Annotated in this window: 24 protein-coding genes and 1 rRNA gene; 14 read left to right on the top strand and 11 right to left on the bottom strand. The window is 70.1% G+C overall.

Annotated features, from left to right (window positions below; translation table 11 throughout):
* The first annotated feature begins 51 nt into the window (after positions 1-51).
* Genes pstC through pstB form a run of 3 tightly spaced genes read left to right on the top strand, consistent with a single transcriptional unit; the run spans position 52 to position 2,930 of the window.
* The gene (pstC, locus tag ACFTXQ_RS21180; protein ID WP_382642913.1) at positions 52-1,041 is read left to right on the top strand and encodes a phosphate ABC transporter permease subunit PstC; all 990 of its coding nucleotides are present in this window, start codon (positions 52-54) and stop codon (positions 1,039-1,041) included.
* Positions 1,041-2,123 carry a phosphate ABC transporter permease PstA gene (pstA, locus tag ACFTXQ_RS21175; protein WP_382642911.1) on the top strand — a complete coding sequence of 361 codons (1,083 nt, stop codon included), beginning with the start codon at positions 1,041-1,043 and terminating at the stop codon, positions 2,121-2,123. The genes pstC and pstA overlap by 1 nt, the downstream gene beginning before the upstream one ends.
* A 30-nt stretch (positions 2,124-2,153) precedes the next feature.
* Entirely contained in the window at positions 2,154-2,930 is a 777-nt protein-coding gene (gene pstB, locus ACFTXQ_RS21170; RefSeq protein ID WP_382642909.1) for a phosphate ABC transporter ATP-binding protein PstB, read from the top strand.
* A 114-nt stretch (positions 2,931-3,044) separates the two neighbouring features.
* Here the strand turns inward: pstB and ACFTXQ_RS21165 are convergent, their stop codons facing one another.
* The 3 genes from ACFTXQ_RS21165 to ACFTXQ_RS21155 all read right to left on the bottom strand — a co-directional run bounded on the left by ACFTXQ_RS21165 (position 3,045) and on the right by ACFTXQ_RS21155 (position 5,800).
* A complete protein-coding gene (locus tag ACFTXQ_RS21165) occupies positions 3,045-3,992 on the bottom strand; it encodes a hypothetical protein (RefSeq protein WP_382642907.1) in 948 nt (315 codons plus the stop codon).
* Positions 3,993-4,175: 183 nt separating this feature from the next.
* Positions 4,176-5,174: an anion permease gene (locus tag ACFTXQ_RS21160; RefSeq protein ID WP_382642905.1), complete on the bottom strand. Its 999-nt coding sequence runs from the start codon at positions 5,172-5,174 to the stop codon at positions 4,176-4,178.
* A gap of 5 nt (positions 5,175-5,179) precedes the next feature.
* Entirely contained in the window at positions 5,180-5,800 is a 621-nt protein-coding gene (locus ACFTXQ_RS21155; RefSeq protein WP_365046515.1) for a DUF47 family protein, read from the bottom strand.
* A 221-nt stretch (positions 5,801-6,021) separates the two neighbouring features.
* Here ACFTXQ_RS21155 and ACFTXQ_RS21150 point away from each other — a divergent pair, with 221 nt between their 5' ends.
* On the top strand, positions 6,022-6,336 hold the full coding sequence (locus tag ACFTXQ_RS21150; protein ID WP_382642903.1) for a metal-sensitive transcriptional regulator: 315 nt from the start codon (positions 6,022-6,024) through the stop codon (positions 6,334-6,336).
* 208 nt (positions 6,337-6,544) lie between these two features.
* On the opposite strand, the gene ACFTXQ_RS21145 is transcribed toward ACFTXQ_RS21150, so the two are convergent.
* Complete coding sequence (locus ACFTXQ_RS21145) at positions 6,545-6,700, bottom strand: hypothetical protein (protein WP_382643058.1); 156 nt, start codon at positions 6,698-6,700, stop codon at positions 6,545-6,547.
* Positions 6,701-6,848: 148 nt separating this feature from the next.
* Positions 6,849-7,634 carry a hypothetical protein gene (locus ACFTXQ_RS21140; protein WP_382642901.1) on the bottom strand — a complete coding sequence of 262 codons (786 nt, stop codon included), beginning with the start codon at positions 7,632-7,634 and terminating at the stop codon, positions 6,849-6,851.
* Between the two features lie 180 nt (positions 7,635-7,814).
* Here ACFTXQ_RS21140 and ACFTXQ_RS21135 point away from each other — a divergent pair, with 180 nt between their 5' ends.
* Together ACFTXQ_RS21135 and ACFTXQ_RS21130 are read left to right on the top strand one after the other, a co-directional pair.
* Positions 7,815-8,030 carry a hypothetical protein gene (locus ACFTXQ_RS21135; protein WP_382642899.1) on the top strand — a complete coding sequence of 72 codons (216 nt, stop codon included), beginning with the start codon at positions 7,815-7,817 and terminating at the stop codon, positions 8,028-8,030.
* A gap of 54 nt (positions 8,031-8,084) precedes the next feature.
* Complete coding sequence (locus ACFTXQ_RS21130; protein WP_382642897.1) at positions 8,085-8,300, top strand: hypothetical protein; 216 nt, start codon at positions 8,085-8,087, stop codon at positions 8,298-8,300.
* A 135-nt stretch (positions 8,301-8,435) separates the two neighbouring features.
* Here the strand turns inward: ACFTXQ_RS21130 and ACFTXQ_RS21125 are convergent, their stop codons facing one another.
* The 4 genes from ACFTXQ_RS21125 to ACFTXQ_RS21110 form a co-directional block, all read right to left on the bottom strand.
* Positions 8,436-9,170 carry a phosphatase PAP2 family protein gene (locus ACFTXQ_RS21125; protein ID WP_382642895.1) on the bottom strand — a complete coding sequence of 245 codons (735 nt, stop codon included), beginning with the start codon at positions 9,168-9,170 and terminating at the stop codon, positions 8,436-8,438.
* Between the two features lie 154 nt (positions 9,171-9,324).
* The gene (locus ACFTXQ_RS21120; protein WP_382643050.1) at positions 9,325-10,338 is read right to left on the bottom strand and encodes an NlpC/P60 family protein; all 1,014 of its coding nucleotides are present in this window, start codon (positions 10,336-10,338) and stop codon (positions 9,325-9,327) included.
* 606 nt (positions 10,339-10,944) lie between these two features.
* Positions 10,945-11,739, bottom strand: a complete 795-nt coding sequence (locus tag ACFTXQ_RS21115; RefSeq protein WP_382642893.1) for a thioesterase family protein — start codon at positions 11,737-11,739, stop codon at positions 10,945-10,947.
* Positions 11,740-11,791: 52 nt separating this feature from the next.
* The gene (locus ACFTXQ_RS21110; RefSeq protein WP_382642891.1) at positions 11,792-12,400 is read right to left on the bottom strand and encodes a LysE family translocator; all 609 of its coding nucleotides are present in this window, start codon (positions 12,398-12,400) and stop codon (positions 11,792-11,794) included.
* A 151-nt stretch (positions 12,401-12,551) separates the two neighbouring features.
* On the opposite strand from ACFTXQ_RS21110, the gene ACFTXQ_RS21105 reads away from it, so the two are divergent.
* The 8 genes from ACFTXQ_RS21105 (at position 12,552) to ACFTXQ_RS21070 (ending at position 21,315) form a co-directional block, all read left to right on the top strand.
* Positions 12,552-13,037 (top strand): GNAT family N-acetyltransferase, encoded by a 486-nt coding sequence (locus ACFTXQ_RS21105; protein WP_382642889.1) that lies wholly within the window; start codon positions 12,552-12,554, stop codon positions 13,035-13,037.
* A gap of 4 nt (positions 13,038-13,041) precedes the next feature.
* The gene (locus tag ACFTXQ_RS21100; protein WP_382642887.1) at positions 13,042-13,866 is read left to right on the top strand and encodes a pentapeptide repeat-containing protein; all 825 of its coding nucleotides are present in this window, start codon (positions 13,042-13,044) and stop codon (positions 13,864-13,866) included.
* A 266-nt stretch (positions 13,867-14,132) separates the two neighbouring features.
* Positions 14,133-14,441: a hypothetical protein gene (locus tag ACFTXQ_RS21095; protein ID WP_008742356.1), complete on the top strand. Its 309-nt coding sequence runs from the start codon at positions 14,133-14,135 to the stop codon at positions 14,439-14,441.
* A gap of 97 nt (positions 14,442-14,538) precedes the next feature.
* Positions 14,539-15,345 (top strand): hypothetical protein, encoded by an 807-nt coding sequence (locus ACFTXQ_RS21090; RefSeq protein WP_382642885.1) that lies wholly within the window; start codon positions 14,539-14,541, stop codon positions 15,343-15,345.
* Positions 15,335-16,651, top strand: a complete 1,317-nt coding sequence (locus ACFTXQ_RS21085; protein ID WP_382642883.1) for a hypothetical protein — start codon at positions 15,335-15,337, stop codon at positions 16,649-16,651. Before ACFTXQ_RS21090 ends, ACFTXQ_RS21085 begins: the two co-directional genes overlap by 11 nt.
* Entirely contained in the window at positions 16,648-18,210 is a 1,563-nt protein-coding gene (locus ACFTXQ_RS21080; RefSeq protein ID WP_382642881.1) for an SCO6880 family protein, read from the top strand. The genes ACFTXQ_RS21085 and ACFTXQ_RS21080 overlap by 4 nt, the downstream gene beginning before the upstream one ends.
* A gap of 19 nt (positions 18,211-18,229) precedes the next feature.
* Positions 18,230-19,651 (top strand): ATP-binding protein, encoded by a 1,422-nt coding sequence (locus tag ACFTXQ_RS21075; protein WP_382642879.1) that lies wholly within the window; start codon positions 18,230-18,232, stop codon positions 19,649-19,651.
* A gap of 2 nt (positions 19,652-19,653) precedes the next feature.
* Positions 19,654-21,315, top strand: a complete 1,662-nt coding sequence (locus ACFTXQ_RS21070) for a type VI secretion protein (protein WP_382642877.1) — start codon at positions 19,654-19,656, stop codon at positions 21,313-21,315.
* Here the strand turns inward: ACFTXQ_RS21070 and ACFTXQ_RS21065 are convergent.
* On the bottom strand, positions 21,312-21,872 hold the full coding sequence (locus ACFTXQ_RS21065) for a GNAT family N-acetyltransferase (RefSeq protein WP_382642876.1): 561 nt from the start codon (positions 21,870-21,872) through the stop codon (positions 21,312-21,314). The two genes, ACFTXQ_RS21070 and ACFTXQ_RS21065, sit on opposite strands and share 4 nt — an antisense overlap.
* Positions 21,873-21,952: 80 nt before the next feature.
* Positions 21,953-22,069 (bottom strand): 5S ribosomal RNA (gene rrf, locus ACFTXQ_RS21060).
* Positions 22,070-22,211: the final 142 nt, after the last annotated feature.

The following is a 22,211-nucleotide window of genomic DNA, read 5'->3' as shown; positions in this document are numbered from 1 at the left end:
TCCGGTGCACCGCCGCCAGGGGGCTCGCCCCCCACACAGACCGGAAAGACCATGGCTTCCAGCACACCCACCCAGATAGACACGGCTCCGCCTGTCTCCAAGAGCGAGAGGTCCACCGGCCGCGCCGGTGACAAGATCTTCGCCGGGCTCTCCAAGGGATCCGGCATCCTGCTCCTGGTGATCATGGCGTCGATCGCCGTCTTCCTCACCTACCGGGCCTCGATCGCCCTGTCGAAGAACGAGGGCAACTTCCTCACCACCTTCGACTGGAACGCGTCGGCCAACCCCCCCGTCTTCGGCATCGCCGTCCTGCTCTTCGGCACCGTCGTCAGCTCGATCATCGCGATGGCCATCGCGGTCCCGATCGCCGTCGGCATCGCCCTGTTCATCTCGCACTACGCGCCGCGCAGGCTGGCCGCCCCCCTCGCGTACGTGGTCGACCTGCTGGCCGCCGTGCCGTCGATCATCTACGGCATCTGGGGCGCCCTCTTCCTCGTCCCGCAGCTGAACGGCCTGAACCTCTGGCTCGACGAGTACCTCGGCTGGACGTACGTCTTCGAGAAGACCCAGGTCGGCGTCGCCCGCTCGCTCTTCACCGTCGGCATCCTGCTCGCGATCATGATCCTGCCGATCGTGACCAGCGTCAGCCGCGAGGTCTTCCTGCAGGTCCCGCGCATGAACGAGGAGGCCGCCCTGGCCCTCGGCGCGACCCGCTGGGAGGTCATCCGGATGTCGGTGCTGCCCTTCGGCCGCTCCGGCGTCATCTCCGCCTCGATGCTCGGCCTCGGCCGCGCACTCGGCGAGACCATGGCCGTCGCCACCGTCCTCTCCCCGAGCTTCCTGATCTCGTTCCACCTCCTGAACCCGGGCGGCGGAACCTTCGCGCAGAACATCGCCGCGAAGTTCGACGAGGCCAACGAGTTCGGCCGGGACGCGCTGATCGCCTCCGGTCTGGTCCTCTTCCTGCTCACCCTGCTGGTCAACGGTGCAGCCCGCCTGATCATCGCCCGTCGCAAGGACTTCTCGGGGGCGAACGCCTGATGAGCCACGCACTCCAGGACCAGCGCCCCGCCCGGGCCCCCCGGTCCGTCGCACCCGCCCGCCTGACCCGCGGCGGCCTGCCCCGCTGGGCCCCGGCCGGCATCGCCGTCCTCTCGGTCGCCCTCGGCAGCGGCATCGGCCTCGTCTTCGACCTGCACAGCAAGGTCCAGTGGGGCCTGCTCGCGGCCCTCCTGTTCGTCGCGATCACGTACACCGCCAGCGCGGTCGTCGAGAACCGGCGCCAGGCCAAGGACCGCGTCGCGACCTCCGTCGTCTGGGTCTGCTTCGTCCTCGCGGTCATCCCGCTGCTCTCGCTGATGTGGACCACGATCAGCCGCGGCATCAAGCTCCTCGACGGCAACTTCCTCGGCCACTCCATGAACGGAGTGACCAGCTTCGACCAGGGCGGCGGCGTCTACCACGCGCTGCTCGGCACGATCGAGCAGGTCGGCCTGGCCACCGCGATCGCGGCCCCCATCGGCCTGCTGACGGCCGTCTACCTGGTCGAGTACGGCAAGGGCAAGCTCGCCAAGGCCGTGACCTTCTTCGTCGACGTCATGACCGGCATCCCCTCCATCGTCGCGGGCCTGTTCATCCTCACGACCTGGAACCTGATGCTCGGCTTCGGCCCCTCCGGCTTCGCCGGCGCCATGGCCCTGTCGATCCTGATGATGCCCGTCGTGGTCCGCTCCACCGAGGAGATGCTCAAGCTCGTTCCGAACGAGCTGCGCGAGGCCGCCCTCGCCCTCGGTGTGCCGAAGTGGCGCGTGATCCTCAAGGTCGTGCTCCCCACCGCCATCGGCGGCATCTCCACCGGTGTCATGCTGGCAGTGGCCCGTATCGCCGGTGAGACCGCGCCGATCATGCTGCTGGTCTTCGGCTCCCAGCTGATCAACGGAAACCCCTTCGAAGGCGCCCAGTCCTCGCTCCCCCTCTACATCTGGGAGCAGTACAAGGTCGGCAGTGAAGCCTCCTACGACCGGGCATGGGCCGCAGCGCTCGTCCTGATCGCCTTCGTCATGATCCTGAATCTGGTGGCCCGCGGCATAGCCCGCTGGAAGGCCCCGAAGACCGGTCGCTGACGCGGCCATATGAAAGCGAAGTGACCCCTCATGGCCAAGCGAATCGACGTCAGCGGCCTTTCCGCCTTCTACGGCAGCCACAAGGCCATCGATGACATCTCGATGACCGTGGAGCCCCGCTCCGTGACCGCCTTCATCGGCCCGTCCGGCTGCGGCAAGTCCACCTTCCTGCGCACCCTGAACCGCATGCACGAGGTCACCCCCGGCGGCCGCGTCGAGGGCAAGGTGCTCCTGGACGACGAGAACCTGTACGGCCCCGGCGTGGACCCGGTCGCGGTCCGCCGCACGGTCGGCATGGTCTTCCAGCGCCCGAACCCCTTCCCCACCATGTCGATCTTCGACAACGTGGCGGCGGGCCTGCGCCTGAACGGCAGCTTCAAGAAGTCCGAGCTGACCGACATCGTGGAGAAGTCCCTCCAGGGCGCCAACCTCTGGAACGAGGTCAAGGACCGCCTGAACAAGCCGGGCTCAGGCCTCTCCGGCGGCCAGCAGCAGCGTCTGTGCATCGCCCGCGCCATCGCGGTCGAGCCGCAGGTCCTGCTGATGGACGAGCCCTGCTCGGCCCTCGACCCGATCTCCACCCTCGCGATCGAGGACCTGATCGGCGAGCTCAAGGAGCGCTTCACGATCGTCATCGTGACGCACAACATGCAGCAGGCCGCCCGCGTCTCCGACCGTACGGCCTTCTTCAACCTGGCGGCCGTGGGCCAGCCCGGCAAGCTCGTCGAGATCGACGACACGGACCGGATCTTCTCCAACCCGTCCGTGCAGGCCACCGAGGACTACATCTCCGGCCGCTTCGGCTAAAGAGATGTCCTGAACGTCCTGCGGTGCTGCATGGCGGTGCCACCGCAAGGCGAAAGAAAGAAAAAGGGCCGGCTCCCCCTGGGTGGGGGGAGCCGGCCCGCTTTCGTCGCGGCGCTAGTCGGTGCAGTTGGGGACGGCTCCGGCCGGAGCACAGTTCTCCGGGTGGTTGTCCTCCACCGTGGAGCGGGTCAGCGTCACCTCGCCGCCCTCGGTACGGATGCCGCCGCCGCTTCCGGGGCCGCCGCTGGCGGTGTTGTCGGTGACCTTGGAGTCCCGCAACCGGACCGCGGCGTCCTCGTCGACGCTGATGCCGCCGCCCTGCAGCGTCGCCAGGTTGAAGCGCACCTTGGTATGGCTGAGCGTCAGCGTGGTGCCGGATCCGACGTTGCGGATGCCTCCCCCTCGGACGGCGGAGTTGTGGTCCACCGAGGACCGGGTCAGGGTCGCGGTGCCGGCGTTGTACAGGCCGCCTCCGTTGCCGGTGGTGGCGGTGTTGTCGAACACCTTGGATTCGGTCACGTTCAGCGTGCCGGAGGCGTTGTACAGGCCGCCGCCGAAGCCGGCGCTGTTGTGGCGCACCGTGGAGTGGTCGACGTTCACCGTGCCGCCGTTCTGGTTGTTGATGCCGCCTCCGGTGTCGGCGGTGTTCTCGCTGATCTCGGAGCGGACCACCTTCACCGTGGCGCCCAGATTGTTGATGCCGCCCCCGGCGGTCGCACGGCCGCCGATGATCCTCAGCTTCTCCAGCTTCACCTGCACGCCTGCCCCGGTGACGGTCAGGGTGCTGCCGCCCTGGTTGCCGTCGAGGACGGCCTCCTCGCCCTTTGCACTGGCGAGGGTCAGGTTCTTGTTGACCGTGAACGGGCCCACGCAGTGCCCGGAGAGCCGCAGGGTGTCACCCGCCGCCGCGGCGTTGATCGCGGTTTGCAGGCTCTGGCTGGAGCAGCGGACCGTGGTGGTCGCCGCGGCGTGCGACGGGGCCGCGCCGACCAGGCCGGCCAGCCCCACCCCCATCGCCGTGGCCGCGACCGTGATGAGCTGCCCCGAGCGGACTGTGCGCATGCCTGTTCTCCCTGTGTCCTCGTGTGCTGACGGACGCTCACGCTAGGCAGCGGGGACCACGTCGGCCGGTGACAGTCCGTAGGGGTCCCCCGGATGACCGAGCGGCGTGGGCCAAAAGGCGGGCGGCACATCGGGGGGACGCCTCGGGGAGGGGCCGGCGTCGGACGAGGACCAGGGGGTCGGCTAGCCGACGGCCAGGTTCACGATCCAGAAGCTCAGCGCCGCGACCAGCGCCGCGGCCGGCATGGTGATGAACCAGCCCAGGATGATGTTCTTGGCGACGCCCCAGCGGACCGCGTTCACCCGCTTCGTCGCGCCCACGCCCATGATCGCCGAGGTGATGACGTGCGTGGTGGAGATCGGCGCCTGGTACAGGTAGGACGCCGTGTACATGATCGACGCGCCCGTGGTCTCGGCGGCGAAGCCCTGCGGCGGGTCGAGCTCGATGATCTTGCGGCCCAGGGTGCGCATGATGCGCCAGCCACCCGCGTACGTACCCAGCGAGAGCATCACCGCGCACGCGACCTTGACCCACACCGGGATCGGGTCGCCGGCGGCCTGGACATCGGCGATGACCAGGGCCATCACCACGATGCCCATGGTCTTCTGGGCGTCCTGGAGGCCGTGGCCGAGGGCCATGCCCGCCGCCGAGACGGTCTGGGCGATGCGGAAGCCGCGCTTGGCCTTGTGCGGGTTGGACCTGCGGAAGAGCCACATGATCGCGACCATCACCAGGTAGCCCACGACCAGGCCGACGATCGGCGACAGGAACATCGGGATGACGACCTTCTCCAGCACCCCGTGCCAGATGACGCCGATCCCGCCCGCCAGCGCCGCGCCCACCATGCCGCCGAAGAGGGCGTGCGAGGAGGACGAGGGCAGGCCGAAGTACCAGGTGATCAGGTTCCAGACGATCGCTCCGACCAGCGCGGCGAAGAGGATCCACATCCCCTTGTCGCCGTGCGGCGTCTCGATGAGCCCCTTGCTGACCGTCTTGGCGACCCCGCTGCCCAGGAAGGCACCGGCGAGGTTCATCACGGCGGCCATCGCCAGGGCGGCGCGCGGGGTCAGCGCCCGCGTCGAGACCGAGGTCGCGATCGCGTTCGCGGAGTCGTGGAAGCCGTTCGTATAGGTAAAGCCGAGCGCGACACCGATGGTCACGACCAGGGCGAAGGTGTCCACGAGGTTCAGGACTCCTTGACCGCGATGGTCTCCACCGTGTTCGCAACGTGCTCGAAAGCGTCGGCCGCCTCTTCGAGCACGTCGACGATCTGCTTGAGCTTCAGCACCTCGATGGCGTCGTACTTGCCGTTGAAGAGCGTGGCGAGCAGCTTGCGGTGGATCTGGTCGGCCTGGTTCTCGAGACGGTTGACCTCGATCCAGTACTCGGTGAGGTTGTCCATCGTCCGCAGGTGCGGCATGGCCTCGGCGGTCAGCTCGGCCGCGCGCGCCAGCACCTCGATCTGCTGCTCGACGCCCTTGGGGAGCTCCTCCACGTTGTAGAGGACGACCAGGTCGACGGCCTCTTCCATGAAGTCCATGATGTCGTCGAGCGAGGAGGCGAGGTTGTAGATGTCCTCGCGGTCGAACGGCGTGATGAAGGAGGAGTTCAGCTGGTGGAAGATCGCGTGGGTGGCGTCATCGCCCGCGTGTTCCGCCGCCCGCATCCGCTCCGCGATCTCGGCCCGGGCGGAGGAGTCCGCTCCGAGCAGTTCCATCAGGAGCTTGGAGCCCGTGACGATGTTGTCCGCGGATGCGGCGAACATGTCGTAGAAGCTCGTCTCCCTGGGGGTCAGACGAAATCGCACGTGAGGTCCTCGGGGTGCATTGGATTCGGTCAGGCTGATGCTAGGCGCATCCCCCGGCCACGGCTAACCGGCGGTTCCCCAGTGTCCTCCATCAGGCAGAGTGAGGACACTGGACCCCTGTCCCTCGGACCGCGGCCCGGTACCCTATACCCATGAGGGGTATCCCCTCGTTTCCGGACCACGGATCACGCACCACGGACCACGAATCCACTGGAGGACTCATGACGACCATCGAGGCGGAGGGCTCCGGAGCCGTCCACGGCTACCACCACCAGAAGGACGAGCACCTCAAGCGGCTGCGCCGGATCGAGGGCCAGATCCGCGGCCTGCAGCGGCTCGTCGACGAGGACGTCTACTGCATCGACATACTCACGCAGGTCTCGGCGAGCACGAAGGCCCTCCAGTCCTTCGCCCTCCAGCTCCTGGAGGAACACCTCCGCCACTGCGTGGCCGACGCGGCCCTCAAGGGCGGCACCGAAATCGACGCGAAGGTGGAGGAAGCCACCAAGGCCATCGCCCGCCTCCTGCGCACCTGAACCCGGGACTCCGCCCGCAGCTCCCGCCCCGCCGGGAGCAGCTTCAGGCCGGCTTGGGCCGGGGCACATCCAGCCTCGCCGGCGTTTGAGGCGCGGGGTCCGGGGCGGAGCCCCGATCCTGTAGCCGCACCCGCGCACTCGGACGGGCACGTCCAGCCCCGCCGACGCTGGGGCGCCAGGTCCGGGGCGGAGCCCGGGAGGCGGCGCGTCAGCCGCCCGCCAGCCCCAACAGCACCTCGTCGATCCGGTCCAGACTCAGCCGGTCCTCATCCGCCGCCGAAGCGGCGATGATCAGCTCACCGCACAACTCGATCTCGGCGAGCGCCACGTGGTCCTGCACCGTCGTACCGCCAGCGGGAGTCACGCGTGTCACCTCAATCTGCCGTCATCGTCATCGGCACTCGACTCCTCAGCGTAGGGAGCCCCCGGCCCCCCGCGCATGACACGGATGGACCATTTCCGGATACCGCCCCGTGGCCCGATCGCACCGTCCACGGGCCCCCAGCCGCCCCCTAATCGGCGATCTTCCCCGCATAAATGTCCGCACTGGCGGGCAATTCGACCGTCACCGGCGTCCCGAACCCGTACAGCAGCGTCGTCGACGAGACATCGATCACGCCATTGTTGACGTACGTGAACCGGTGCCGAACCTTCCGCAACCGTCCCTGCTCGTCCAGATACGCGTCGAACGGCACCGAGTCCTTGCTGAACCCTTTCGCCGCCGCCTCCAACGCCCCCCGCACCTCCGGCGACGCACTCCCGGCCGCCCGCCCGATGTCGGTGGTCCCCCGGTAGTGCCGGACCTTCGTCCCCGCCACCTCCGTCTCCCCGACGTACGTGACCTCCTGCACCCCCCGCAGCAGCTCGGCCGCGACCAGCGGATCGGTGGCCCCGCCGGTGACCAGGTTCCCGTCGGCCAGCGTCGTCGTATCGACCCGGACCCACTTGTCGTCGGGGACGCCCGAGCCGCGGTTCTTCATGTAGAGCGCGCCCGGCACGAGCAGCTCGGTGATCGGCCGGTGCTCGGCCTTGCCCTTCACATCGGCCGGCAGCATCACCAGCAGCTGCCCCATCCGGTTCTTGAAGTCGACCCCGCCCTCGCCCCGGATCGTCACCCGGGTGCCGCCCGTGGCCATCTCCATCGCCGTACGGGCCTGCGCGCTGCCCGTCTTCGCCAGCGCGTCGGCGGCCCCGCGGACCACCGCCGCCGGGTCCGCGGGGGGCTTGCCGTCGCCGCCGGCGGCGCCCGCGCAGCCGCCCGTCGCCGCGACCGCCAGGGCGACCCCGGCGGCGAGCATCGCCTCACCCGCACGCCCGCGCCGCCGCCTGTGCTGGTGAACCACCATCGCCTGCCAACCCCCAACGCGTGACCGCTGTTTGCCCGAGGCCCCCACCCGCTCCGCTTAACGAGGTCCGGGGTTTCCCGTCACGGGCCGCGCACCTCCCCGGCCCGTACCGGGCCCGGGTACCGTGGAGGCGTGGAACCGCACACCAAAGCGACCCTGGTCCCTCCGCTTGCCTCCGTGCCCCTCCAGCGGCCGCAGCCACAGCCGCAGCCGCCCACCGGGCACACCACCTCCACCGCCGAACGCGGAGCGTTCTGCCTGGCCGTCTGCACCTGCGGCTGGACCGGCCCGGCCCGCCGCTCCCGCGACCTGGCCAGGAGGGACGCCGCCCGGCACACCGTGGGGTAACCCGTTCGGACGGCCCGGCTGGCCGGGGCCCGCCGGACCGGATGCCCTTGATTCATGCCAGGACCCGCAGCCCGCCTGACGGCCCTCCTCTGGGCCCTGCTCATCACGCTCACCCCGGCCGCCGGTGCCTGGGCCCGGCCCGTGGGCACGGCGGACGGCCCCGCCGACGTGGCCCTGGCCATCGGACTCACCGCCGCCGCGGCCGTGGCCACCGGGCTGTGGCTGCGCTCCCGCTACCGCCGCGAGGGCGACGAGCGGCGCGAACCGTGACGCCGCGCCCCCGCCCGGCGGCGGTACGCCTGTTCTTCGGCGCGGCTCTGCTGTGCCTCCTGGCGGCCGTCCTGATCGCGGCGTGGGAGTCGTACGGAAGCCGCTGAACGGCGAACGCCTGCGGAGGCCGGCGGTTCAGGCGGCGAGGTCGCTGTCCTGCGTACGCTGCCCGGCGGGCGGGGTCTGCGCCGGTGCCTGCGGCAGGCCGACCGGCCGCGGCCGCGCCCGCCCCTCGGCCCGCACCAGCCGCCCCATGCGCCGGGATCCGGCCACCGCCCGCACCACCGGGTTCAGCAGGGCCATCGCGAGCGGCGCGAGCACCAGCACGACGGCGGTCCCGAGCGCGAAGCCGCCGATCACATCGGTGGGGTAGTGGACGCCCACGTACACGCGGCACAGCCCTTCGGCGAGGGCCAGCCCGATCCCGACCAGCCCGAGCTTCCGGTTGGCCACGAACAGGCCGACGCCCAGGGCCATCGCGAGGGTGGCGTGGTCGCTGACGAAGGAGAAGTCCGACTTCGGGAGGCCGATCCCGGGGCCGGCGTCGAGCACCTGAAGGCCCTCGTGCTCCCGGAACGGCCGCGGACGCCCGACGAATTCACGCAGCGGCATGTTGACGAGCAGCGCGAGCCCGGCGCCGAGCGGGGCCCACACGAGCGCGGCGAACGATTCCACGGCCGTGGTCTCGTCCTGCCGGCGGGCACCGCGCCAGCACCACAGGACGAGGAGCACCAGGGCGAGCAGGATCCCGTACTCCCCGGCCAGGCTCACGGCCTGGTCCAGCCACCCCGGCGCCTGCCGGGCCACTCCGTTGAGCTCGTACAGCAGGCTGACATCCACGTTCGGCCCACTGCTCGTGAGTCCAGCCATGGTGATGCGGCCCCTTGCCCTTGCCGTGGTTCCCTTGTGCCCATGGAACGCCCGTTCTGGCAACTACGTTCCACTCTCCACCGAATGATCACCCCAACGTTATCGAAGAGTGACTCATCGTCGCAGCTCAGGGCCTTTGCTTCACGGAGAGTTGCTAAGACGGCCGGTTCGCCCCCGCGCGCTCCGGAAGCGCCTCCGCCCCGTCCTTCGTCACGCGCGTCGCGCCGAAGTAGTCAGGCGTATCGATCTTGTCGAAACGGATCACGGCGCCCGTATAGGGGGCATTGATCATATATCCGCCACCCACATACAGCCCGACGTGGCGGATCTCCCGAGAGTTCGTCAGATCATCGGAGAAGAACACCAGGTCTCCGGGCAGCAGTTGGTCCCGCGAAGGATGGGACCCGGCGTTGTACTGGTCGTTGGCAACGCGCGGCAGCTCGATCCCCACCGTCTCGTACGCGGCCTTCGTCAACCCCGAACAGTCGAACCGCCCGTCCTGATCGGGCGTCCCGTTGCCACCCCACAGATACGGGGTCCCGAGCTGCTTCTGCGCGAAGTAAATGGCCCCGGCGGCCTGTTGCGAGGGCGCCACCCGCCCCACGGGCTTGGCAAAGCTCTTCGCCAGGGTCGTAATGGCCTTCACATACCCCTGCGTCTCCTTGTACGGAGGCACACCCCCGTACTTGATGACCGCATACGCACCCGCGTTGTAGGCAGCAAGCATGTTCGACGCCGGGTCCCCCGGAACACCGGCCACGTCCTTGGCCAGTTCACAGTCGTACGAGGCGGCCGACGGGATCGCGTCACTCGGATCCCAGATGTCCCGGTCCCCGTCTCCATCCCCATCGATACCGTGGCCCGCCCACGTGCCGGGGATGAACTGCGCGATGCCGCGCGCGTCGGCCGGACTGACGGCACTGGGGTTCCAGCCGCTCTCCGAGTACAGCTGGGCGGCGAGCAGCGCCGGGGTGATGGCCGGGCAGAGATTGCCCCACTTCTCCACCAACGCCTGGTACTTCGCGGGCACGGCCCCCTTGGCGAGCCCCACGGTCCGCCCACCAGACCCCGTACCGGCCCCCACCAGGCCCGCCGCGGCCGAGTACGTACCCACCACGAGGAGCACGACGAAGGTCAGACACAGCCCGACCCCGATCCCACCGGCCATCCAGAATCTGCGCACCCGTCAACCCTCCCCCATGCCCCCGACTTTCCGCCGCGATTCGCCCGTGTCGCCGGTCGTACTAGCCCACTTGCTCCACCCCCCATCCTCAACGCCCCACCACACCACCGTCCAGCCCCTCCCCCCGGACCACCACCCATCCACCCCTACCGAGCCCACCCACCCGTACCGAGCCCACCCACCCCTGCCCGGACCCATCCACCCCTGCCCGAGCCCATCCACCCCTGCCCGGACCCATCCACCCCTGCCCGAGCCCACCCACCCCTGCCCGGACCCATCCACCCCTGCCCGAGCCCATCCAGCCCTGCCCGGACCCATCCAGCCCTGCCCGAGCCCATCCATCCGTACCGGACCGTCCACCCCTGCCCGGACAGCACCCAGCCTTACCCCAGACCCATCCAGCTGCGGCGGGCGCACACCCAGCCTCGCCGGCGTTTGAGGCGCGGGGCCCGGGGCGGAGCCCCGATCTTTCAGCCGCACCCACCCAGGGCGGCCAACCCGAGCCCCGCCGGGCACACATCCAGCCCCGCCCGCGCTTGAGGCGCGGGGCCCGGGGCCCGGTGCGGAGCCCCGACAGCGGCGCCGCCCTCCCTACCTCGGGGCGACGAACAGGCTCTGCACGCCCCGCCCGATCGGCCCCTTCTCGTCGTGCAGCCGCGCATCGGCCAGCCCGATCCCGCCCCCGTCCACACTCGTCCGCGCCTCCACGCACGCCCACTCCCCCACCGGATGCCGGTGCAGGTGCACGGTGAGGTCCCCGTTGATGAAGACGTACCGCTGGAAGTCCATCACCGAGCTGATCCCGTTCCCGGAGTCGGCGGCGATCAGCACCCGGTCCAGCGCCCTGGTCTCCTCCCCCACCACCAGCGGCACCTTCATCCGCATCCAGCAGGTCCCCGGCCCCCGCTCGACGAACGTCCCCTCGGTGAACCGCGTCTCCATCGCCGTGTGATAGCCGATCTCCCACGGCACCGGGAAGAACGGCGTCACCTCCACCTCCCCCGGCGGCGGCAACTGCGGCCCCGGAACCACCGCCGGCACCGCCTCCTCCGCCACCCGGATCCGCAGCGCCCGCGCCAGCATCACGGGCGCGTCCGCACCCGCCGGTACCAGCGCCGCCTCGACCACCTCCGTGCTGCGCCCCGCCCTCAGCACCGACGTCGTGACCTCCAGCGCCCCGATCGGCACCGGCCGCAAGATCTCGTACGTGATCCGCGCGATCCGCATGTCCGCCCGCGCGCCGGCCCGCTCCTCGACGGCCCGCCCGAGCAGCGCCGCAGGCGGCCCGGCATGCTGCGAGCCCGGGTCCCACGGCCCGCGCGTGTACTCGGTGGCGGTGAACCGCCCGGCATCAACCCGTTCGAAGAACCCCTCGACAGCGCCCATACCCCGCACGCTACCGACAGGTAACCACCCGCACCAGCCCCGCGCCCACCCCTCAGCGGGCGAAGCCCAGCCCCACCCCCAGCCCCACCAGCACCGACCCGATGGCCCGGTTCAACGCCTTCTGCGCCTTCAGCATCCGGTCGCGCAGCCGGGAGTTGGAGAAGAACAGCGCCACCGCCGCGAACCACCCCAGGTGGGCCCCCGACATGAACAGCCCGTAGCCGGCCTGCTGCCACACCGGCGTCTCCGGATCCACCACCTGCGTAAAGGTCGAGACGACGAACAGCGTCGTCTTCGGGTTGAGCACATTGGTCAGGAACCCCGACCGCATCGCCCCCAGCCGCGTCAGCTGCGGCTTCGACTCCAGGTCCACGGTCACCTCGGCCCGCGCCCGGAAGGTCCGTATCCCGATCCACACCAGGTAGGCCGCGCCGGCCAGCTTGATCGCGGTGAACAGCGCGGTCGAGGACGCGATCAGCAGGCCGACCCCGAGCATCGTGTAGGAGACGTGGACCAGCACCCCGGCCGCGACCCCCGCCGCGGCGAACAGTCCGGTGGGACGCCCGTAGAGATAGCTGTTGCGGACCACCATGGCGAAATCGGCGCCCGGGCTGATCACGGCGAGGAAGGTAATGACACCAACGGCGATCACTTCAGTCATAGGGGCATGCTCACCTCCCCACCCCTCACGATCAACCCCCGCCACTCTCCGTGCACTTGAGCCGCCAGACACAGGAAAGGAAAGCCAAGGAAGCCAAGGGAAGCCAAGGGAAGCCAAGGCAAGGGAAGCCAAGTCCTCCCATACTCAGGAAATGCTCTCCCTACGCCCCTTCCACCCCGCCCCCGACGCCCCCCTGCTCCGCACCTGGGTGACCACCCCCGCCGAGCTCATGACCTGGGCCGGCCCCGCCTTCACCTGGCCCCTGGACGACGCCCAGCTCACCGCCTACGCCGCCGAGCCCGGCCGCCGCACATGGACCGCCGTCACCCCCGCCGGCGACCCGGTCGGACACGCCTCACTGGCCGGCACCCGCCTCGGCCGGATCCTGATCGCCCCCGAGGCCCGCGGCCGCGGCCTCGGTGAGACCCTCGTCTCACTCGCCGTCTCCCACGCCTTCGGCGAGCTGCGGCTCCCCGAGCTCGGCCTCGGCGTCTGGGCCCACAACACCACGGCGATCCGCCTCTACGAGAAGCTCGGCTTCCGCACGGAACAGGTGCTCGAGGACGTCGAAAAGATCGACGGCGTCCCGTGGACCGCCCACCAAATGAGACTCACCGCCCCCGACCGGTCACAATGAAGCCGTGCCCAGTAATACCCCCGCCGCCCAGCTGCCCGTCCTGCAAGCCGACTGCGCGAACTGCTTCGCCCTCTGCTGCGTGGCCCTCCCCTTCGCCAAGTCCACCGACTTCGCCGTGAACAAGCCCGCCGGCACCCCCTGCAAGAACCTCCAGCAGGACTTCCGCTGCGGCATCCACACCCGGCTGCGCGACAAGGGGTTCCAGGGCTGCACGGTCTTCGACTGCTTCGGCGCCGGCCAGCAGGTCTCCCAGGTCACCTTCGGCGGCCAGGACTGGCGCACGCACCCCGACACGGCCCGCCGGATGTTCGACGCCTTCCCCGTCATGCGCCAGCTGCACGAACTGCTCTTCTACGTGTCCTCGGCCCTGACCCTCCCGGCCGCCGCCCCGGTCCACGCCGACCTGCGCCGCGCACAGGCGAAGACCGCCGAGTGGACGGAATCCGACGCGGACACCCTCACCACCCTGGACGTCGGCGCCCTCCGCCAGGAGATCAACACCCTCCTCCTCAAGACGAGCGAGCTCGTACGGGCCAAGGTGCCGGGCCGCAAGAAGAACCACCGCGGCGCCGACCTCATGGGAGCCCGCCTCTCGGGCGCGGACCTCCGCGGCGCGAACCTGCGCGGCGCCTACCTGATCGCCGCCGACCTCACCGGCGCCGACCTCCGCACCGCCGACCTGATCGGCGCGGACCTGCGCGACACCAACCTCCGCGGCGCGGACCTCCGCGACACCATCTTCCTCACCCAGCCCCAACTCAACGCCGCCCAGGGCGACCCCACCACCCGCATCCCGGCGACCCTCACCCGCCCCGCGCACTGGAGCTGAGGCCCGCCGCACGGCGTCCCCCGTACGCCGAGACGACAATCATTGCCCGGCGTCACCCCCCGTGATACACAGAGTGACCATACGTTCTTTCGCATACAAACCACCCGTGCCCAGGTCAGAGCGCACGGTGGGGTCACACGCCGGGAGATCGGGTAAAGAGAGCCGTCAAGTCGACGACGGCGGCGGTTTCATCAGCGAAGATAGTGCGTGACCCCTGCCGTCGGGCACGGGCTTCCGGAACTACCCATACAGGGGCGGTGAGTTACATGATCCTGGCAGCCGAAAAGGGCGACATCACCACCATCATCGGCGGAATCGCCCCGAACTGGGGGCCGTTCGGCAGTCTCGGCAACGAAGCGAAGGTCATGATCGAGGTGGTCATGGCCGTGGCGATCCTCCTCTGCCTCGGCATCGCCATCTGGGGCGCAGCCAAGCAGCGCATCGGCGCGACCGCCCTGCGCGACACGTTCAGCGCGGAACAGGGCAAGGGCCTGATCGTGGCCGGCCTCACGGGCGTCTTCATCATCGGCTCCCTGGGCACCCTCTTCACCATCGTCTACGGAATGGCCGTCTAGCCGGGCCGCCGCGGCCGTACCTGATGAGGACTCACCACACCGCGCCTACGCGGGAACCAGCGCTACCGTCGTACGACGCGGAGGGGGCCGACACGGAATGAGCAACGACGACCAATACGGCGGCACGGGCCAGACCCGTACCCGCCTCCCGGACTCCCCCACGGACCCGTACGGCCCCACCCGCCGCGCCCCCCGCACCACCCGCAACCTGATCACTGTGGTCGGCGTGGTGGTCCTCCTGATCGCCGCCATCGCGTTCGCGAACCAGGCCCCGGACACCCCCGAAAACAAACCCTCGGACACCGCCCCCGCCACCTCCTCCACCTCCGCCACGGGCACGACCCCGGTCACGGGCAAAGCCTCCGGCATCCCTCGCGGTTTCGCTCACGACGAGCAGGGCGCACAGTCTGCGGCCGCCAACTACACGGTCGCGCTGGGCTCCGACGGCATGTTGAAGAAGGATGCCCGCCACGCCCTCATGGACGGGATCTACACACCGGAAGCGGCATCCGAACGCAAGGGGGCTCAGGACGCCGCATACTCGACGGCTTTCCTCTCCACGCTGGGCCTCGACCCGAACGGGAACCCTCCGCAGGGCAGTACCTTCGTCACCCGGGCGGTCCCGATTGGCACCCGTATCGAGAGCTACAGCCCGACCACGGCGAAGGTGGCGGTCTGGTACACGGGCCTGATCGGGATGTCGGGCTCCAAATCCACCACCCCGGTCCGTACCACCTGGAAGACCTGGGTCTTCGAGCTGTTCTGGGATGGGACGGACTGGAAGGTCAACTCCGATGCCCAGCAAGACGGCCCCGCCCCTGTCCCCGGCGACGTCGCCGCCTCCACGTCCGACGACATCAGCAAGGCCGTCAAGGAGTTCGGAGGGTTTACCTATGCCCGGTAGCCGCCGCCACCTTCGCCGCGCCGGAGTCCTGGCCACCGTGCAGACGACCGTCGTGCTGCTGTCTGCCCAGGCCTTCGCCGCGCCATCCCCGACCCCTTCGGCATCGCCCAGCAAGGACAACCGCTGCGAAGGGGTCATCGGCCCGCTCAAGGAGGACTGCGAGCGCAGCGTCGGCGGAAACCCCAGTCCGGGGGCGGGCACAGGGCTCTCGCCGAGCAGCCCCAACGACGCCCTCAACCCCCTCGCCGCGCTAGCGAAGGGCTGCGCCGACGCCGCCGCCTGGATCGTCGGCAAACTCAGCGAAGCGGTCAAGGGCACCGCCAACGTCGACTTCACCAACCCCGCCTTCCTCAAGCAGTACTCCGTCGTCTTCGCCGCCTCCACCATCCTCACCCTCGTCCTCTGGCTCTTCGCCGTCGCCAAGCGAGCCGTCCGCGGCGTCCCCCTCACCACCGCCATCTCCGAAGCCATCGGCTTCCTCTGGCTCACCGTCCTCGCCTCCGCCTTCACCCCCCTCATCCTCTACACCGTCGTCTCCGCCACCGACGGCGTCACCGAGGTCATCGCCTCCGCCACCGGCAGCCAGACCGACGTCTTCTTCGGCTCCTTCTCCGAAGCCCTCAAGAAGGGCGACGACATCGGCGGCGGCCCGATCATGCTGATCGTCGTCGCCCTCGTCACCGTCCTCGCCGCCGGCGTCCTCTTCCTCGAGCTCTTCATCCGCGCCGCCCTCCTCTACGTCGGCGCCCTCCTCGGCGTCGTCGTCTACGCGGGCCTCGTCGACCGGAACCTCTGGGGCCACGTCCGCCGCTGGGCCGGCATCATGATCGCCGTCATCCTCGTGAAACCGGTCATCGTCATCGTCCTCGGTCTCGCCGGAGCCCTCGCCGGCGAGAAGGGCCCCAACGCCTTCTCCGCCGTCGTCACCGGCCTCGCCATCATCCTCCTGGCGATCTTCGCCTCCGCGATGATCTACCGCTTCGTCCCCGGCTTCGGCGACGAGATCGCCTCCGCCCGCTCCAACCGCAGCAAGGCCACCGACGGCGCCCAGGCAGCCGCCGTCATCAGCTCCCCGGCCTCCCTCGTCTCGCAGGGCATCAAGACCCACAGCAGCCGCGGCGCCCACCGCGGCGGCGACGGCGGCGGCAGCAACGCGCCCCGCCCCGCCAACCCCATCTCCGGAGGCGTGGCCGCCCACAGCAGCCGCCCCACCGGCGGCGGAGCAGGCGGCGGATCCGTCCCCTCCGCCGCACCCCCGCCCCGCACGAGTTCGAGTACGAGGAACACAGGAGGTGACGGGCGTTGACGACCCAGTCCCATCAGCTGCACCCGGTCGCGCCCCGCCGCACGTATCTCATCGGCCGCGCCCGGCCGAACGCGATCGTCGGCAAGAACCGCGAGACCGGCGAGATCGCCCTGATCATCGCCGGGGCGTTCTTCGGCATGATGAGCGGACTGCTCGTCCCCGACCTCACCCTGCGCATCGTCAGCCTCGCCGGCTTCCCCATGCTCGCGCTCGCCGCCGTGTACGTCCCGTACAAGGGCCGCACCTTCTACCGCTGGTTCGAGATCAGCCGCAGCTACAAGCGCACCCTGCGCCGCGGTACGACCTACCGCTCCTCGGCCATGGAAGCCGGCACCCGCGCCGCCGACGGCCGCGAGGTCGAGGTCGGCCCGCCCCCCGGCATCGGCCGCATCAACTGGCTCGCCGCCCCCTTCGGCCCCGACGAGATCGCCGTCCTCCTCCACGCCGACCGCAGAACCGTCACGGCCGCCATCGAGATCGAGGGCCCCGGCGTCGGCCTGCGCGACAGCGAGGACCAGGAAGCCCTCGTCGACCGCTTCGGCACCCTCCTCAAGCACGTGGCCAACGGCGACGGCTTCGTCACCCGCCTCCAGATGCTCGCCCGTACGCTCCCCGCCGACCCGGACGCCCACGCCAAGGACGTCGCCCAGCGCGGCGACACGGGCGCCCCCGGCTGGCTGCGCGACTCCTACGACCAGCTCCAGTCGATGGTGTCCACCTCCTCCGAGCAGCACCGCGCGTACCTCGTCGCCTGCATGCACTACACGCGCGACCTCGCCGCCGAGGCCCACACCATCGCCCGCGCCGCCACCCCCCACAAGGGCCGCAAGCTCGACCGCGACGCCGGCCTCGCCATCGTCATGGCCCGCGAGCTCACCGACATCTGCGCCCGCCTCGCCGAAGCCGACATCCGCGTCCGCCAGCCCCTCGGCCAGGGCCGCCTGTCCTCCCTCGTGCACTCCATGTACGACCCGGACCACCCCATCGACCACATCCAGGCCATGACCAAGCGCAACGCCTGGCCCGCCGAACTCGACGCCGTCGAGCCCACCTACCTCCAGGCCAAGACCCGCGAATCCTCCACCCGCGCCCCCTGGTGCCACGCCACCGCCTGGGTGAAGGAATGGCCGATGACCCCCGTCGGCGTCAACTTCCTCGCGCCGCTCCTCGTCCACACCCCGGACGTCATCCGCACCGTCGCCGTCACCATGGACCTGGAGCCCACCGAGGTGGCCATCGAGCGCATGCTGACGGAGAAGACGAACGACGAGGCCGACGCGAGCCGCGCCGCCAAGATGAACCGCACCGTCGACCCCCGCGACATCGCAGCCCACGGCCGACTCGACCAGAGGGGTGAAGATCTCGCCAGCGGTGCGGCGGGAGTCAACCTGGTCGGGTACATCACGGTGTCCTCGCGGTCACCCGAAGCCCTCGCCCGTGACAAGCGGACGATCCGCGCCTCGGCCGGCAAGTCCTACCTGAAGCTGGAGTGGTGCGACCGCGAGCACCACCGCGCCTTCGTCAACACCCTGCCGTTCGCCACCGGCATCCGCCGCTAGCCGGAAGGAAGTGCCGCCCATGCGAGATCCCATGTCCGCCCTGACGGACGCCTTCACCAGCTTCCTCTTCGGCAAAGTCGAAACCACGCGCCTGCCCGTACGCACCTCCACCGGGCAGGCGCAGGCCGTCTACCTGCCCACCGCCGCCCCCGGACTCGGCGACTCCGGCGTCATCATCGGCCGCGAGGTCTACAGCGGCAAGGGCTACATCTACGACCCCTTCCAGCTGTACGGGCAGCAGCTCCCGGCACCCCACTGGCTGGTCCTCGGCGAATCCGGAAACGGAAAGTCAGCCCTCGAGAAGACCTACGTCCTGCGCCAGCTCCGCTTCAAGGACCGCCAGGTCGTCGTCCTCGACGCCCAGGGCGAGGACGGCGTCGGCGAGTGGAACCTCATCGCCCAGCAGCTGGGGATAACCCCCATCCGCCTGGACCCGATCGCCGCCAACGACGACGGGATCCGCCTCAACCCCCTCGACCCGGCCATCACGACGACCGGGCAGCTCGCGCTGCTCCGGACCATCATCGAGGTCGCCATGGGCCACGGCCTCGACGAGCGCGCCGGCTTCGCGCTCAAGGTCGCCCACGCCTACGTCGTCGACGCCATCCAGGACCGCCAGCCCGTCCTCACCGACATCGTCGAGCAACTGCGCCACCCCGAAGCCGAATCGGCACTCGCCATGAACGTCGACATAGACGACGTCCGGGCCTGGGGCCTCGACGTGGCGCTCGTCCTCGACCGCCTCGTCGACGGCGACCTGCGCGGCATGTTCGACGGCCCCACCACCGTCGGCATCGACCTCGACGCGCCCCTCATCGTCTTCGACCTCTCCCACATCGACCGCAACTCCATCGCGATGCCGATCCTCATGGCGATCGTCGGCGTCTGGCTGGAGCACACCTGGATCCGGCCCGACCGCAAGAAGCGCATCTTCCTCGTCGAAGAGGCCTGGCACATCATCAACAGCCCCTTCGTGGCCCAGCTGTTCCAGCGGCTGCTGAAGTTCGGCCGCCGCCTCGGCCTGTCCTTCGTCGCCGTCGTCCACCACCTCTCCGACGTCGTCGACGGCGCGGCGGCCCGCGAAGCGGCGGCCATCCTCAAAATGGCCTCGACCCGCACGATCTACGCCCAAAAGGCGGACGAGGCCCGGGCGACGGGCCGGGTCCTGGGCCTGCCCCGCTGGGCGGTGGAGATCATCCCGACCCTCACCCCGGGCATCGCGGTCTGGGACGTCAACGGCAACGTCCAGGTGGTCAAGCACCTGATCACCGAAGCCGAACGCCCCCTCGTCTACACCGACCGCGCCATGACCGAGGCCTCCACCCCCAACCGGCTCCCCGACGACCTGCTGGCCGCCGAACTGGAGGCGGAGGAACGCGCCCTGTCCATCGAACGCCGCCGAGGCAACGGCGGCCCGGGTTCCGCGACCACGGTGGCCTGACCATGCACGACGCACGACACGACCCGCGCCGTACGGAGACCCAGGCGCGCGGTGGCATCCCGGACGGCCTCCTGGTCGGCCTGCTGGCCTTCCTCCTCGGCCTGGCCGTCCTCGTCTGGTCCGCGACGGGCCTGGCCGCCCTCTTCGCCAAGGGCGCCTGGCCCGCCACCGTCACCTTCACCCGCACCCCGGGAGCCGTGCGCGCCCTGATAGCGCAACCGCACGACGTCCCGGGCGCCTGGCCGGACACCGACCCGGCCGCGCTCTCCGGCTGGGGCCTGTTCTGGGGGCTGTTCATCAGCCAGCTCCTGGTGCTGTTCGTGCTCACCGTCTTCGCCATCGGCGTCATCGCCCGCACCAAGTCCCGCCGCGCCCTGGCCCGCCAGACCGCAGCAACCCCCACGCTCCCCGAGCCGGGGCAGCCCTCTCCGGTAGACCGAGCCGCCCCGACCCAGGGGACCGGGACCTCTGCAGCCGCACCCACGCCCTCACCCGGCACCTCTGCAGCCGCACCCACGCCCTCGGCCGGGGCCCCTTCAGCCCCGCCCACGCCCTCGGCCGGGGCCCCTTCAGCCGCACCGACGCACTGGGCCGGGACCCCTTCAGCCGCACCCGCTCCCTCGGCCGGGGCCTCTCCAGCCTCGCCGGCGTTTGAGGCGCGGGGGTCTGGGGGCCGCGCCCCCAGCAGCCCCCGCCCGGCGGACACACGGGCTTCGGCCGGAGCCCCCGCGGCACACCCGCAGCCCCTGGGCGGAGCCCGCCTGGGCTACGCCGGTCCACGCGACCGCTTCCACGCGGCAGCGACCCGTATCGAGGAGACGGAAGGCGCGGCACTGATCGTGACCTCCTCCCCCACCCTCTGGGCCGAGACCAAGGACGCCCGCGCCAAACTCGGCCCGGTCCTCCTCTACGACCCCTCGCACCTCTGCGACACCCCGGCCCGCATGCACTGGAACCCCACCGAGGGCTGCGCCGACCGCGACACCGCCGCCGCCCGCGCGATCGCCCTGCTGGCCCCCGTACGGCCCCAGTCGCGGATGGACGCCGCGATCGCGGACACCGCGGAAACGCTCCTGCGCAGCTGGCTCCAGGCCGCCGCCCTGGACGACCGCCCCTTCAAGCAGCTCCACCGCTGGACCCAGGGCAACAACGCCCAGGACCCGGTCCGCATCCTGCGCACCCACCCCCAGGCGGCCCCCGGCACGGCCGGCGAACTGGAGAGCGCGCTCACCGCCCACCCCGAACGCCGGGAGCAGGCCCAGCATCTGACGGCCCGTGCGCTCTCCTGCCTGACCTCGATCCACATCCGCGAAGCCTGCAATCCCAACCGAACGGATGCCCTCACCTTGGCTTCGTTCACCGCCGAAGGGGGCACCCTCTACGTGGTGGGTGAAGCCTTGGAGGACCCCCGCACCCACCCGGGTGCGATGCCCTTGCTGACCGCACTCGCCTCTCACGTGGTCGAGCACGGCCGCCGCATGGCCGTACGGTCATCCCACGGTCGGCTCGACCCACCACTGTCCCTGATCCTGGACGACGTGGCGGCGGTCGCCCCCGTCCCCCAGCTCCCGGAGCTGCTCCAGGACGAGACGCTGCCCCTCCTCGCCCTGTGCCGCAGCCGCGAACAGGCCCGCTCCCGCTGGCCGGAGGCAGACCTCCCCTAGGCGGACGGCCTCGGGAACACGTACTCGATCTCCTGGGCAGCGGTATCGGTGGGCACGGGCACGGCAAGCCCCGTCGCCTCGAACCCGAACCGCCGGTAGAAGCCCGCGGCCCGCCCGTTCGCCTCGTGCACGAAGAGCCGTACGCGCTCCAGCGCCGGCTCCTCCAGCGACCAGGCCCACTCCAGCGCGGTCTCGAACAGCGCCTCGGTCAGCCCGCTCCCCCGCTGCTCGGGCCGCACGAACACCCCGACGAGGTGCCCCTGGTGCACCTCGATGTCCTCATCGAAAATCCCAGTGGTCCCGGCCTCCTCGACCAGCACCACCACGTTCCCGTTCCACGTTCCGTCCGCCGCCTCGGCAATGAACTGCCGCGCGTAACGCCCGTGCGAAGCACCCTCGGTACGCTGCTTCCAGAACTCATCGGGCCGGCCCGCGGCAGCCTCCTCGGTCTCCAGGAAGGCAACACCCGCCTCCGGATCCCGCAGAGCCGCGATCCGCAGCTCTTTGACCTTCTCCCACTCGTCGGTTCGTACAGGACGTATCACGTGCTGGTTCATGGCTGGAGATCTTAGCCTGAACGCAGAAAAGCCCCGCACCGGACCCCTAAGGGTTCGGTGCGGGGCTTCCCGCAATGATTGTTCGGCGGCGTCCTACTCTCCCACAGGGTCCCCCCTGCAGTACCATCGGCGCTGAAAGGCTTAGCTTCCGGGTTCGGAATGTAACCGGGCGTTTCCCTAACGCTATGACCACCGAAACACTATGAAATTTGAACGCTGGTGTGTAATCACAGCCGTTCGTTATTTCAGAACTAACACAGTGGACGCGAGCAACTGAGGACAAGCCCTCGGCCTATTAGTACCAGTCAGCTTCACCCGTTACCGGGCTTCCACATCTGG

Source organism: Streptomyces sp. NPDC057010 (assembly GCF_042673805.1).
In the GTDB taxonomy this organism is placed as follows: Bacteria; Actinomycetota; Actinomycetes; order Streptomycetales; family Streptomycetaceae; genus Streptomyces.
Note: the sequence above shows the minus strand (reverse complement) of the source record. Positions and strands in the feature narration are given on the sequence as shown.

Coding starts and splice junctions, on each gene's coding strand:
- pstC (WP_382642913.1), top strand. CDS start 52: ATGGCTTCCAGCACACCCACCCAGATAGACACGGCTCCGCCTGTCTCC.
- ACFTXQ_RS21125 (WP_382642895.1), bottom strand. CDS start 9,170: ATGGCTGGACTCACGAGCAGTGGGCCGAACGTGGATGTCAGCCTGCTG.
- pstB (WP_382642909.1), top strand. CDS start 2,154: ATGGCCAAGCGAATCGACGTCAGCGGCCTTTCCGCCTTCTACGGCAGC.
- ACFTXQ_RS21075 (WP_382642879.1), top strand. CDS start 18,230: ATGCGAGATCCCATGTCCGCCCTGACGGACGCCTTCACCAGCTTCCTC.
- ACFTXQ_RS21120 (WP_382643050.1), bottom strand. CDS start 10,338: ATGGCCGGTGGGATCGGGGTCGGGCTGTGTCTGACCTTCGTCGTGCTC.
- ACFTXQ_RS21150 (WP_382642903.1), top strand. CDS start 6,022: ATGACGACCATCGAGGCGGAGGGCTCCGGAGCCGTCCACGGCTACCAC.
- ACFTXQ_RS21140 (WP_382642901.1), bottom strand. CDS start 7,634: ATGCTCGCCGCCGGGGTCGCCCTGGCGGTCGCGGCGACGGGCGGCTGC.
- ACFTXQ_RS21110 (WP_382642891.1), bottom strand. CDS start 12,400: ATGACTGAAGTGATCGCCGTTGGTGTCATTACCTTCCTCGCCGTGATC.
- pstA (WP_382642911.1), top strand. CDS start 1,041: ATGAGCCACGCACTCCAGGACCAGCGCCCCGCCCGGGCCCCCCGGTCC.
- ACFTXQ_RS21165 (WP_382642907.1), bottom strand. CDS start 3,992: ATGCGCACAGTCCGCTCGGGGCAGCTCATCACGGTCGCGGCCACGGCG.
- ACFTXQ_RS21070 (WP_382642877.1), top strand. CDS start 19,654: ATGCACGACGCACGACACGACCCGCGCCGTACGGAGACCCAGGCGCGC.
- ACFTXQ_RS21090 (WP_382642885.1), top strand. CDS start 14,539: ATGAGCAACGACGACCAATACGGCGGCACGGGCCAGACCCGTACCCGC.
- ACFTXQ_RS21105 (WP_382642889.1), top strand. CDS start 12,552: ATGCTCTCCCTACGCCCCTTCCACCCCGCCCCCGACGCCCCCCTGCTC.
- ACFTXQ_RS21115 (WP_382642893.1), bottom strand. CDS start 11,739: ATGGGCGCTGTCGAGGGGTTCTTCGAACGGGTTGATGCCGGGCGGTTC.
- ACFTXQ_RS21065 (WP_382642876.1), bottom strand. CDS start 21,872: ATGAACCAGCACGTGATACGTCCTGTACGAACCGACGAGTGGGAGAAG.
- ACFTXQ_RS21130 (WP_382642897.1), top strand. CDS start 8,085: ATGCCAGGACCCGCAGCCCGCCTGACGGCCCTCCTCTGGGCCCTGCTC.
- ACFTXQ_RS21085 (WP_382642883.1), top strand. CDS start 15,335: ATGCCCGGTAGCCGCCGCCACCTTCGCCGCGCCGGAGTCCTGGCCACC.
- ACFTXQ_RS21095 (WP_008742356.1), top strand. CDS start 14,133: ATGATCCTGGCAGCCGAAAAGGGCGACATCACCACCATCATCGGCGGA.